The following is a 12,258-nucleotide window of genomic DNA, read 5'->3' on the forward strand; positions in this document are numbered from 1 at the left end:
ATAAGAAATTTTTAGGGAAAAAATAAAATTAAAAAGCCGCTTTCCCAAAAGGAAAACGGCTTGGAGTCTTATCGCTTTACTTTTTTCTACAATTAGAAGTTGAAGTTATCCGGGTCTGGACCTGTGCGCTGATTATTATTCAGTGCTTCCAGCGAAGATACTTCTTCTGGCGTCAGGACAAAGTCGAACAGATCGGCATTTTCGATAATGCGGCTTTCTTTGACCGAACGAGTCAATACGACTACGCCTTTATCGAGTACCCAGCGAAGCAGGATTTGCGCTGGCGATTTGCTGTATTTCTCGCCCAATCCTTTAACTACTTCGTTGTCGAACAGTAGACCGCGTGCCAGCGGAGACCAAGCTTCCACTTGTATTCCTTTTTTCGCGCAATAGTCCAGCAGTTCGTTTTGCGTCAGCAGCGGGTGGAATTCCACTTGGTTGACAGCCGGTACGACTTCCGCGTCTTCCAGCAGATCATCGAGATGATGCGGTTGGAAGTTGCTGACGCCGATCGCACGAATACGTCCGTCTTTGTACAGCTTTTCCATTGCGCGCCATGTGTCTTTGTATTTGCCTTTTACAGGCCAGTGAATCAAATACAGATCCAGAACGTCCAGATCCAATTTTTCCATCGTCGCTTCGAAAGCCGCCAATGTTTCTTCATATCCTTGATCGCCGTTCCATACTTTTGAAGTGATAAATAGATCATCGCGGTTTACGCCGGACTCTTTAATCGCTTCGCCTACGCTTTTTTCATTTTTATAAGCTGCCGCTGTATCGATTCCGATATAACCGGCTTTAATCGCTGCGTTTACGGAATCTTTCGCTTCGCTTCCGTCTTCTACTTGCCATACGCCCAGACCGAACCAAGGCATTTCCACGCCGTTATTCAACTTCACTTTTGCTTTCAAATTCGTAGTCATCGAAAATTCCTCCTTATATTGTATTGCATCTAAATTTTCATAAACAAACCCATCTATAAGATACCCTTCGTGTCAAAATTTAATCGTTTTTTGCAAAAGAAACGAAAGTTTCGATTAGATTTCAGAGGTTTCGATCGGTTTGGTGTACGGCACTTTGATCAACACCAGAAGCCCGATCATCGCCATGATTACGAGCGAAAGTAACGCTGCTCGGCTTGCTAGAGTGCCATATCCCGCCAATGCCCAAGTGACACTGCCGTATACAAGCGGACCGAGTACGGAAGACAATTTGCCGGAAAACGCGAATAAGCCGAAAAACTGACCCCTTTTATCCGGGGGCGAAAGTTCGACGATCATCGTGCGGGAAGTCACCCAGAGCGATCCCATCGCAACGCCGTACAGACAAGCCGCAGCCCAGAAGACCGCATTCGAGAAAGCAAAAGCGGCAAGCACCAATGCGCCGATCAATACGAATGCGACGAGTGCGGAAGATATTTTGCCGCCGACTTTGCGTGTGATATGGCCAAATACGAACGAGCCGATAATCGCACACACCGTCGCGACCAGATACAGCAAAATAAATTGCCCGGCGCTAAAACCCATCACGGCGGTCGCATAAATACTCATCATCGCAATCGCCGTTGCCACGGCATCATTGAAGAAGAAGTACGCGATCATGAAGATGAACACGGCGCGATGCTTTTTGGCTTCTTTGAACGTGTGATAAATCTCGATATAGCCGCTGAAAAAAGACTTTCTTTTTCCATGTACAAGCCTTTCAGGAGCAGCAGGTTTTTCTTTGTAAAGCAAAAAGATCGGCAAAGAAAATAGAAGGAACAAAATAGCCGTCAAAATAAAAGCAAGCGGGTAATCGCGGCTGCCGACAATGCCATACACGACAAGTCCCATCAACGTTCCGATATAGCCGACAGCGACGCCAAAGCCGGATACAAGCGGAACTTGATGCCCTGTCGCAATATCCGGCAGCATATTATCGTAAAACAACTGACTGGAATTATAGAAGAACTTTGCAGCGGTAAAAAAGAGCAAGACCATCACAATCGACAAGGGTAAGCCAAACAAAGAAGAAGGGCTATCCGTATACGCGGTAAATCCCATCAAAAAAGTAAAGCCGATCGCTGCGATCGCAAAAGGAACTAAAAATGCTTTTTTGCGTCCTGTACGATCCATCCATACGCCAAGCAGCGGAGTAAAGATCACGAGCAGTAAGCCTGCCGCCGCGTTCGCATAACTGATAAAGGTACTGGAGATCTGATCCATCCGGGCATCGCCGCCAAGCACTTGCTGTAAATACAGCGGGAAAAAGATCGTGACGATATTCGACGAAAAAATCGTATTCGCAAAATCGAACAACGCCCAAGACAAAACCGGAAGCGACAAAAAGAGCCCCGCGAGACTCTCTTTTTTACGAGTGCGGCGAGGCGGTGTAGAAGCGGCAAACCAAGACATGGAAATCCCCTTTCTGGATATGACTCATCAATGATTGGATCATACCATTATCCGGCGGACTCTTAGTTGGTAGCTGGGCAAAATTTACGATCTACAAACAATTTTGATATTACGTTAACGAAGTCGTGCTCAAATCCAGCCAATTCACTTCGTCCGCGGTCAATTCGATTTCTGCACCTTGCTCGCAAGACAGCAATTCTTCGCGGTTTTGCGCCCCGATCAATGCGCACGTCGGGAACGGTTGATTTAACACGTAGGCAAGAGCGATTTGGATCGTCGTCGTGTTTTTTTGCGCGGCAAGCTGCTCAGCGCGGTTCAGGCGTTCCCAGTTCTCGTCGCTATAGAACACTCTGACCAGATCGGCGTTGTCACGAACTTCTTTGGTAAATCGTCCAGTGAAAAATCCGCGCGCTTGAGAAGACCATGATAATAGAGGAAGCTGAGTTTTTTTGTGCCACTCTAAAGTCTGCGCGTCTGCCGATACACAACCTGCCCAGAACGGTTCATTGGCTTTGGCGAGGCTGAGGTTCGGGCTGCTGAACGTAAATCCGACCAATCCATGCGACGCCGCGTAATCGTTCGCTTCTTGCAGGCGCTGCCAACTCCAGTTGGACGCGCCAATCGCGCCGATACGTCCAGCTTCGATATGCTCGTTAAGCGCTTCCAAGAGTTTGGCGACCGGTACAGATTCATCGTCACGGTGCAGCGCGTACAATTCAACGAAATCCGTCTGCAGTCGTTCCAAGCTTGTCATGAGGTCGCTGCGAATATCATCTGGCGTAACGCGGGGACCATTCTCGTCATGATGCGCGCCTTTTGTCAAAATAACGAGTGAATCGCGATTTCCGTATTCTTGCATATATTTGCCGAGCACTTGTTCACTTTGTCCGCCGCTATAAATATGTGCCGTATCGATCGTATTGCCGCCGATTTCCAAAAAGGCGTTCAGATTTTGAGCGACTTTCTCGTAACCGTCATGCGTAAAATAGTCAGAGCCTTTGATGAGTGTAGATACAGGTTTTCCAGCGCCTTTAATTTGGATATGTTTCATGAAGATCAACATCCTTTCGAAAGCAGGTTTTTAATATGCAAAAAGCAAAAGAGGATATTCGTTCAAAGAAGAACTGCTAGAATCTTGTTCTATGATGCGATTATAATGAATGAACGGAAGCTTGAAAATAATAATATATTGAATCGAATTAACACAATATTGTGATTAAGGAGTTCTCCATGAATAGACAAAAGGTATGGCTAACGTTGAAGCGACAAGCTTATTTTTGTTTGCCTGAATCTGTGGGTCATTACAGTCATCAACCGGAACATCACGTGAAGCGGGAAGAAGGAGCTTCGAACAACTTTAATATTCATTATGTGGCGTCTGGAAAAGGATACGTGGAAATCGACGGTACGGTACACGAACTACGCAGCGGGCAAGCCGTCTTGTACTTTCCGCTTCAGAAGCAGCATTACTACAGCAGCGAAGATGATCCGTGGGATATAAGGTGGATTCATTTTTACGGAGACCGATTGCACGATTATATGATTGAGCGCGGCTTTCATCGTCATTCGTTATGGACGCTTCGACAAAGCTCCAACTGGGAGCAAGCCCATCTGGAATTGCTGGATGAAGCGCAGCGCGATCAGATGCTTCATCAATCCAGGCTTTCCACGCTCACGTACGGGGTATTGGCAGAGTTCGTTCATCAAGCCGTTCCGTTAAAAAAGACGCGTATGGGAAAAGCAGAAAATCGAATTTTAAATTTGCTTCCGCAGATGCAGAGTCAAGCTTGTGAACCTTTTTTATTAAGCGATTGGTCAAAACAAGCAGGGGTAAGCGATTATTATTTTTGCAAACTGTTCAAAACGTTAATGGAAATGACGCCGATGGAGTTTATTACGCGTTCGCGTCTGCAAATGGCAAAACAATGGCTGTTGGAGCATCCGGATCGCAATATCGGCCAGATCGCCGAAGACGCCGGGTACCCGAGTGTAAGTTATTTCAATCGACAATTCAGAGCGAGCGAAAATAAGACGCCGACAGAATATCGTAAGCTTTATTGATTCGACAAAATCCCGCGAAAATAATAGGATACTAAAGAGGTTGATTGGAAGGAGAGAAGGAAATGGGATACACAGGCGGTTACGGATTTTCGTCTTCTGCGAACAATCGTAGAGGAGGTCGAATCCGCACGTTTGGCACGATAGCGTTATTGATTGCGAATCTGATTGCGCTTGCTCTGGGAATTGCCTATCTGTTCGTCGATTCGCCAGCAGGGATATGGAATCTGTATGGGATATTGCTGTTGTTTGCGCTACTTGGCAATCTGCATCTGGCGATGGGTAGAGGTGTACATAAAAGTTGGGAGTATGTGTACTTGGCGCTGCATGCGTTAGGATTAACAGCGGTGCCGATCTTGAATACGTTGGCTTCTTCGGCGGTACGCGATTACGATGCCCGAAGCACAGTGACCGTAGTCATTATGCTGGCTTTGTTTGCACTTGGAGCCGGGGTTTCTTTTTTGCGGCTGCAATACGGTACAGAAGAACGTGAAGAACGAGGCGGTGGACGCGGATATTCTTCATACGGATCGCAAAGCAAACGTTCCGGTAGCAAAATAATCATATCGATCGTTAAAGTGTTGCTGACCCTATGGTTTTTAGCTAACTTGTTAATTGGCTTATATTTCTCGGCGATTTTGCTGGGCGGTGCCAAAGCCGGATGGATGGAAACGATCTTGCCGGAATATGCGTTGTTTTTCGGGTTGAGTTTTTTGGGAGCGGCGGCGCTACTTGTTAAAATGTATGGTCGTAAACGTGGATTCTTGATCTCGTTATTCCGGGGTACGGTTCGCGTATGCGGATTGTTGATTTTGCTGATCACGGTACTTCCGCTTGCTTCCACGCCAAAAATTGTGAATGAAGCGCAAAAAGCGTATGAACAAGGATTTGGCAAAGATCCGATGAAGATTCAAGGCGAAAATATGATGCGTAGCGCTTTTTCGTTGCCGGATTATTTTTATGGCGCACGTAACGGCGATTACCGAGTGAAGACGGATATCGTCTTTTACGAAGGGCAAAAAAGTACCGGCGACGAAGGATTGAAGCTTGCGTTCGATGCGTATATGCCGCTGAAAGACGCCAAAAACTTGCCGGGTAAAGGTTCTGTCTTGATCCGTATCCACGGCGGCGGCTGGACGATCGGCGACAAAGGCGCAGGCAACTACGCACAGATGAACAAATATTTCGCTTCGCGCGGCTATGTCGTGTTCGATGTCCAATACGGACTGAGTAACGCGAAAAAGTTCATCGAATCCGCTGTCGTCCCTCCGCAAGTGGTAGGCGATTACGGGATCGACGATATGGTACGGCATATCGGTTTGTTCACGACGTATCTCGAAGAACACGCCGCAGAATACGGAGCGAATCCGGCTTCGGTGTTTATCTCAGGCGGCTCCGCAGGCGGACAATTAGCCGCAGCCGCAGGTCTTGCGCCAACGACGCAAGACTATGCCAATGTATTGGCTCCAGGAATCACCGTCAAAGGCATTATTCCGTATTATCCGGCAAATGGCTTAGCCGCTGATGTCAATGTCAAAGACGGACGACTTGGCGATCCTGCGACGTTAGTCAACGCAGACAGCACTCCGGCTTTGATCTATCAAGGCGAAAACGATAGCATCGTGAAGCGCGAAACCGCTGAAGCTTTCGTCAAAGCGTATCAAGAAGCGGGCAACAAACAAGTGGCTCTGGTCGAAATGCCGTTCGGTACGCACGGTAGCGATATGTATTTTGCGAGTTATTATAACGAGCCTTTCACTTATATGATGGAGCGTTTTATGAAGCAGTATCAGTAAATAAAAAAAGCCGCCTGTAGAAGACGGCTTGAAAATGTCGAGAAAGTTAGGTTGGTGGGGGAGCGTGCTGACTTCGAGAGAAATTCGTCAGCGTATGCTTACGATGTGTCTTTCTTCGAAAGCCTTTAGGTCGCTTGTTGAAATCGGGAAAAAGGATTAGAAATTTTATTGGAATTTTCCCGATTAACGATGCAAATTTGACGGTGTATGACCGGAAAATCTGCATCACAAAGGCGAACGCTTACGCTCCTTCACTGAACTTCTCTCTCCGCTCCTGTTTAGCTATAAGCTTAAACTTCTCACTAAGAAAGCCGTCCATAACAGGACGGCTTTCTTTATATTTAAAAAAAGGTAACTGTACGCACTTAGCGGAGGGAGACATTTTGTGAAGGAATGGAATGTTCGCCTTTGAACTTGGGAAAAACCAAATAAAAACTTCAATCTCTTTTTCCCAAGTTCAACAAGCGACCGAAACAAATGTCTCCCGCAGCGATGTAGCTCCCCGCCCGTACAGTCACCCTTCCTCCAACGGATAAGCAATGTCCGTCGGCACAACCAAGCCCAGCGCCTGAAGCTCGCCTACAATACAAGCCACATGATACCGATAAATTACAGCTTGCGACTCTTGAGACAGCGCCTTTTCTGCTTTTACGCTAGAGTCTTCTAATAAACTGTGACCGAGATGCGCGAACTCCTGCGAATCAGGATCGGTCAACAAACGAATCATCCGCATATGCGAATACGTATTGCGATATACGTCTAATTCTTCTTCGATCCGGCAGACTAATTCATCGTTTTTGCTCCGCGCAAAATCGAACTCTTCTTTGTACGTATCGTAAGCCGTTTGTAGGTCGGATAGATCTTTTTTGAGCGGGCTGATATGAACGCCGCCGCCTTGCTGCAACAATTGCTGAGCAAGCGAAGAGAGATGCTGCCGTACTTGCAAACGCGCTTTTTCCAAATTACGATCATGTTTGGGCGGGATCAATACGTAATTGACAAATACCGCTACGCCGATGCCAAGCAGCGTATCCAATACCCGATGCAGCGCATAATAGAAAGCAGATTCGTTAGCGTTCAAATTCAGCATAATCGCCAAAAACACGATACAGGCAATCGAGATCGATTTGTTCCAATTTAGCAAATTACATACGGCGATGACACAAATGATCCCGAAAGCTGCCAAATACGCATTATGCGGCAAGATAAAAGCGAATAGACCGCCAAGCGCAGCGCCGACCAAAGTGCCCATCGTACGGTTTTTGCCTGCTGTATAAGAACTGCTGATCGAGCTTTCCATCGCAATGATCGTTGCAATCGTCGCATAAAACGGATATTCCAATTGCAAAGCAGAAGAAATCAGTATGCAGAGCAGTACGGCTACCGCTGTTTTGATATTCCGCATCCCGATAGAAAATTTCATCTGTATTCAAGCCCTTTCGCGGCAGATTTGAAATAGAACGATCAAGATCCATTTTAATTCAAGGTATGTGAAATATTATACGTACTCTATGTATGAAGAGCAAGAATCGTCACAAAGTTGCACAGTTCCTTTCACCCAAGTTAAGGTAAAAGAAACAATAGCGTCACGAAAGGGGTAGTCACTCTTATGATCGAAGCTTTTATTTTTGATATGGACGGCGTAATTATCGATAGCGAACCGCTGCATTTCGAGGTGGATCGTCAAGTGATGGAGCATTATGGACATCTGACTACACAAGAAAAGTTAGAAGAGTATGTAGGGATGACGAATCCGGAACTCTGGAAAATTATTCGCGAAGAATACGGAATAAGTCAGTCGGTCGAAGAAATTATCGAATTTCAACTGAGTCACAAAAACGAAGTGCTGCGAGCTACGCAGATGGAGCCGATCGACGGAATCCGAGAATGGATCGCAACGCTAAAAGAAAACGGGATTCCGTGCGCGATTGCTTCTTCTTCGCCGCCGATCTTTATCGAAGCGGTGCTTAGTAAATTCAATCTACAAAACGAATTTCAAGTGATCGTAAGCGGCGAACAAGTTCCGAAAGGCAAGCCTGCTCCAGACGTTTACCTGCGTGCTGCGGAATTGCTTGGCGTAAATCCAGCTCGCTGCGTTGTGCTCGAAGATGCGCGTCACGGGATCGCGGCGGCAAAAGCTGCTGGCATGTATTGTATCGGCTTCGTTAATCTCAATTCCGGCAACCAAGACTTGAGCCAAGCGGATCGGATCATACAAAGTATTCGGGAGATTCAGATCGAAGACTTGAAGCAACTAGAAGCTAAATAAATAAAAAATCGAGAAAGCTACGTTAGGGAATGTCTACTAATGTAGCTTTTTTGTGCGAAATCACTTCTTGCCTTCACAATGTTCCGTTTGCTTCATGGATAAAAAAGGTAATAGGACAAGAGAACTTTCGATACTCTGCTTAAGCAACGAACATCAAAGGAGGATTCATCATGACGAATAATGAGCAAACCCCTCAAGAACATACGCTGGATCAAAGTTTAATGCTACTCAAAGATGGTTACGATTACATATTCAAACGGCGCAGAGAAATGGACACAGAGATTTTTCGTACGCGTCTGCTTGGACAACCCGCAATCTGCATAGGCGGTAAAGACGCGGCAGAATTGTTTTACGATACGACAAAGTTCAAACGTTCCGGAGCGATTCCGAAACGAATTCAAAAATCGTTGTTTGGCGTAGACGCTGTTCAGACCTTAGACGGAGAGGCTCATCGCCATCGCAAAATGTTGTTTATGTCTTTGATGTCGCGCGAACGTCTGGATGACTTTATGGAGTTGCTGCGTGAAGAATGGGAAGCGGCGGCGAAACGTTGGGAGCAAGTCGAAGAGATTGAATTATTCGGCGAATCGCAAGAATTGCTGTACCGCGCAGCTTGCCGCTGGTCAGGGGTCCCGATTGAAGAAGAAATCGTACGTGAGCGAGCCGACGATATGGGCAATATGGTCGAAGCTTTTGGCGCGATCGGACCTCGTCATGCGGCAGGAAGAAGAGCGCGGCGCCGTACCGAAGAATGGCTCGAAGGATTTATTATGGATGTGCGAGCGGGTGAATGTAAGGTTGCTGAAGACACGGCGGCGTATGCGATGGCGTTTCATCGGGATACGCAAAACCGGGAGTTAGATGCACGGATGGCGGCAATCGAGCTAATCAATATCGTTAGACCGATCGTTGCGATTGGTCGCTATGTCGTGTTCAGCGCTATAGCGCTACACGAACATCCGCAGTATAAGCAAAAATTAGCGGATAATGAACGTGTATACCGTCAATGGTTTGTTCAAGAAACGCGTCGGTATTATCCATTCACACCGTTTCTGGGTGCTTCGGTTATTCATGATTTTACTTGGAAAGGGCATGAATTCGAAGAAGGCACAATGGTGCTGCTCGATATTTACGGTACGACACATGATCCGAAATTATGGGACGAAGCCGATCAGTTCAAGCCTGAACGATTTGAACATTGGGGAGGTAGCCCGTTTGATCTGATTCCGCAAGGCGGGGGAGATCCTTATACCGGGCATCGCTGTGCAGGAGAATGGATGACCATAGACGCGATGCGAATCGGATTAGACTATTTGGCGAAGCGGCTGACTTACGAAGTACCGGAGCAAGATTTGGAACTGAGTTTGTCGCGGATGCCAGCTTTGCCGGAAAGTCGCTTCAAAATGAAAAATATACGCAGAACCGATAGCGCAGTGATGTCCTGAAACTAAAAATCCCCTAGCCTTTTTTGCAATAAAGGCTAGGGGATTCATATGTGATTATTTCGATGAACGAAGTTCAGCTACAGCTGCTTTTAACTGCTCCATCGCTTGTTCGATAACGCTTCGCGAACACGCAACGTTCATTCGCATATATCCGGCACCTTCGATACCGAACATGGTGCCGTCGTTCAGTGCAAGACCCGCTTTATGCAGCAAAAATTGCATCAAATCTTTGGCATTCATATTTAAGCCACGGAAATCGATCCAAAGCAAATAGGTCGCTTCTGGCAGTTTCACCGATAACTCCGGCAAATATTCTTGAATTTGCGCTTGTACGTACTCCATATTGCCGCGCACGTAGACGAGCAGTTCATCGAGCCATTCGCCGCCGTGACGGTAAGCCGCTTCGGTTGCAGTTGCACCAAGGGTGCTGATCGAACCTAGCCCGTGCATTTTGCTGACGGTACGTTCAAAAGTCAGACGAAGTTTACGATTTGGGATGATGATATTCGATACCGACAATCCCGCAAGGTTAAACGTTTTGCTAGGCGCGGTACAGACGATACAGTTATCGCGTGCAGCGTCAGATACGGCTGCAAACGGAATATGTGATTGCGCTTCAAAGATCAGATCGGCGTGAATTTCGTCTGCGATAACGAGAACTTCATGCTTCAAGCAGATGTCGGCAAGTTTTGCCAAGTCTTCGCGCGACCAGATATTACCGACCGGATTATGCGGGCTGCACAAGATCAGCATTTTCACGTCGTCGGCTAATTTCGATTCCAGATCGTCGAAGTCCATCGAATAATCGCCTTGCTCCGACACGCGGAGCGGGTTCATCACTAATTGGCGTCCGTTTTCGCGTACTACATTATAGAAAGGCGGATACACCGGAGTTTGAATCGCAATTTTGTCGCCCGGTTTTGTAAAAGCTTCTACCGCAAAAGCAAGCGCAGGCACAACGCCCGGTGTAAACGTGATCCATTCCGATTCAATACTCCAGTTGTGTCGGGTCTGCATCCAGTTCACCACAGCTTCGAAATATTGCGGAGTACGGAACGTGTAGCCAAATACACCATGCGTCACGCGTTGCTGCAAAGCATCCAAAACTTCTTGAGGGGCAGCGAAGTCCATATCAGCTACCCAAAGTGGGAGTGCGTCCGGCGCACCGAAAATCTTTTCGCGTCCGTCCCATTTTTCTGAAGCACTTTGTAGTCGGTCGATTTGTGTGTGAAAGTCGAAACGGCTTTTCAATGTCATTAGAAAAATCCTCCTTGATTCGGTAAGTCTATATCTGATTTATTATGAGACAGAACCTATTTAAAATCAACAAGCGAATACTCTCCAATTTTAGAAGTGAGAATGCTCTTTTTGCTGGATTTTGCATTGAAAGAAAAATTTTTGTAAGGTAGTACAGGGAATGAAAGTTCAAGATGAATCTGATAATTTCTAATGAATACGCAACTGCCAAGGAGGAAAAGAAATGATGAGTAAGTATAAGTTTACAGTCAGCAATTATCGAAAAAAAATCTTAACACTGGCTGTTGTATCTCTGTTAGCGGCTCCAGCTTTACCGTTTTCAAGTGCACATGCAGCAGCGCTGAGCCCTTCAAGTACGCCAGCTCCAAAAGCTTCAACGAATACAGCTCCAGTCAAGCCTGCTGCGGGTACACCTGCCAAGCCTGTTACGCCGGAACCTTTTTACGATATTGTTAAAGATCCGAACCGGGATGCAATCATGACCCTGTACAAAGAAGAAATCGTGAAGCCGGCAAAAGATCGCAAATTCCGCCCAAAAGCTGAAATCGGTCGCGCGGACTTTACCGTAATTTTAGGCAGAGCGATGAAAGCGAACGGTAGCATTTTCGATGTTTATTTCACCGATCCGATTCCGGATTGGGCGATTCGATATGTTGGAGGATTAAGCGCAGCCGGTATTTACGACGGTTATTTGGATGGAGGAAAATTTGGGCCGAAGCTTCCTGTAACGCGTGCCGAAGCGGCGGCAATGGTTGCGCGTGCCGCTCATTTGGAAGCACAACCTCTGCCTGAAGGTCTCGGCGGGATTCGCAATATTCCGGCGTGGGCAATCGACGATGTAGGCGCGGCTTATGCAGCGGGTCTAATCCCGGTGACAAGCACTGGAACGTTAAACCCGAACAAAAAAGTTACCCGTAGCGAAATGGCGGGCATGATTGCTCCGCTGCTGGAATCTGGTGCGTTTAAAGAGCCGTTTGTGCTGGAAGAAGATATTACGTTGCCTTAAATGCGAATGTTGTGGAGGTTGAAATTTCAATCTC

The 12,258-nt window shown here is 46.8% G+C and carries 10 protein-coding genes; 5 read left to right on the plus strand and 5 right to left on the minus strand.

The features are described from left to right. Window positions 1-92: 92 nt before the first annotated feature. From NOM90_RS06385 to NOM90_RS06395, 3 genes are all read right to left on the minus strand, one after another. Window positions 93-923 (minus strand): aldo/keto reductase, encoded by an 831-nt coding sequence (locus NOM90_RS06385; protein WP_255940778.1) that lies wholly within the window; start codon window positions 921-923, stop codon window positions 93-95. 114 nt (window positions 924-1,037) lie between these two features. Then, window positions 1,038-2,393, minus strand: a complete 1,356-nt coding sequence (locus NOM90_RS06390; RefSeq protein WP_255940779.1) for an MFS transporter — start codon at window positions 2,391-2,393, stop codon at window positions 1,038-1,040. Between the two features lie 109 nt (window positions 2,394-2,502). Next, window positions 2,503-3,444, minus strand: a complete 942-nt coding sequence (locus NOM90_RS06395; protein WP_255940780.1) for an aldo/keto reductase — start codon at window positions 3,442-3,444, stop codon at window positions 2,503-2,505. A gap of 179 nt (window positions 3,445-3,623) precedes the next feature. Between NOM90_RS06395 and NOM90_RS06400 the strand changes: the two genes are divergently transcribed. After that, the gene (locus tag NOM90_RS06400) at window positions 3,624-4,454 is read left to right on the plus strand and encodes an AraC family transcriptional regulator (RefSeq protein ID WP_255940781.1); all 831 of its coding nucleotides are present in this window, start codon (window positions 3,624-3,626) and stop codon (window positions 4,452-4,454) included. A 62-nt stretch (window positions 4,455-4,516) separates the two neighbouring features. Then, the gene (locus tag NOM90_RS06405) at window positions 4,517-6,247 is read left to right on the plus strand and encodes an alpha/beta hydrolase (RefSeq protein WP_255940782.1); all 1,731 of its coding nucleotides are present in this window, start codon (window positions 4,517-4,519) and stop codon (window positions 6,245-6,247) included. A 514-nt stretch (window positions 6,248-6,761) separates the two neighbouring features. Here the strand turns inward: NOM90_RS06405 and NOM90_RS06410 are convergent. Then, on the minus strand, window positions 6,762-7,670 hold the full coding sequence (locus NOM90_RS06410; RefSeq protein ID WP_255940783.1) for an FUSC family protein: 909 nt from the start codon (window positions 7,668-7,670) through the stop codon (window positions 6,762-6,764). A 186-nt stretch (window positions 7,671-7,856) separates the two neighbouring features. Here NOM90_RS06410 and NOM90_RS06415 point away from each other — a divergent pair, with 186 nt between their 5' ends. Together NOM90_RS06415 and cypC are read left to right on the plus strand one after the other, a co-directional pair. After that, on the plus strand, window positions 7,857-8,516 hold the full coding sequence (locus tag NOM90_RS06415; protein WP_255940784.1) for an HAD family hydrolase: 660 nt from the start codon (window positions 7,857-7,859) through the stop codon (window positions 8,514-8,516). Between the two features lie 170 nt (window positions 8,517-8,686). Further along, the gene (gene cypC, locus NOM90_RS06420) at window positions 8,687-9,961 is read left to right on the plus strand and encodes a CYP152 family fatty-acid peroxygenase CypC (protein ID WP_255940785.1); all 1,275 of its coding nucleotides are present in this window, start codon (window positions 8,687-8,689) and stop codon (window positions 9,959-9,961) included. 54 nt (window positions 9,962-10,015) lie between these two features. On the opposite strand, the gene NOM90_RS06425 is transcribed toward cypC, so the two are convergent. Next, window positions 10,016-11,218, minus strand: a complete 1,203-nt coding sequence (locus tag NOM90_RS06425) for a MalY/PatB family protein (RefSeq protein WP_255940786.1) — start codon at window positions 11,216-11,218, stop codon at window positions 10,016-10,018. Between the two features lie 223 nt (window positions 11,219-11,441). On the opposite strand from NOM90_RS06425, the gene NOM90_RS06430 reads away from it, so the two are divergent. Continuing rightward, window positions 11,442-12,224: an S-layer homology domain-containing protein gene (locus tag NOM90_RS06430; RefSeq protein WP_255940788.1), complete on the plus strand. Its 783-nt coding sequence runs from the start codon at window positions 11,442-11,444 to the stop codon at window positions 12,222-12,224. Window positions 12,225-12,258 lie beyond the last annotated feature (34 nt).

This window comes from Saccharibacillus sp. JS10, from assembly GCF_024436065.1.
GTDB lineage: Bacteria > Bacillota > Bacilli > Paenibacillales > Paenibacillaceae > Saccharibacillus.

Bases quoted from the DNA above. Each gene is read 5' to 3' on its own strand.
- NOM90_RS06385 (WP_255940778.1), bottom strand. From the start codon at position 923: ATGACTACGAATTTGAAAGCAAAAGTGAAGTTGAATAACGGCGTGGAA.
- NOM90_RS06390 (WP_255940779.1), bottom strand. From the start codon at position 2,393: ATGTCTTGGTTTGCCGCTTCTACACCGCCTCGCCGCACTCGTAAAAAA.
- NOM90_RS06395 (WP_255940780.1), bottom strand. From the start codon at position 3,444: ATGAAACATATCCAAATTAAAGGCGCTGGAAAACCTGTATCTACACTC.
- NOM90_RS06400 (WP_255940781.1), top strand. From the start codon at position 3,624: ATGAATAGACAAAAGGTATGGCTAACGTTGAAGCGACAAGCTTATTTT.
- NOM90_RS06405 (WP_255940782.1), top strand. From the start codon at position 4,517: ATGGGATACACAGGCGGTTACGGATTTTCGTCTTCTGCGAACAATCGT.
- NOM90_RS06410 (WP_255940783.1), bottom strand. From the start codon at position 7,670: ATGAAATTTTCTATCGGGATGCGGAATATCAAAACAGCGGTAGCCGTA.
- NOM90_RS06415 (WP_255940784.1), top strand. From the start codon at position 7,857: ATGATCGAAGCTTTTATTTTTGATATGGACGGCGTAATTATCGATAGC.
- cypC (WP_255940785.1), top strand. From the start codon at position 8,687: ATGACGAATAATGAGCAAACCCCTCAAGAACATACGCTGGATCAAAGT.
- NOM90_RS06425 (WP_255940786.1), bottom strand. From the start codon at position 11,218: ATGACATTGAAAAGCCGTTTCGACTTTCACACACAAATCGACCGACTA.
- NOM90_RS06430 (WP_255940788.1), top strand. From the start codon at position 11,442: ATGATGAGTAAGTATAAGTTTACAGTCAGCAATTATCGAAAAAAAATC.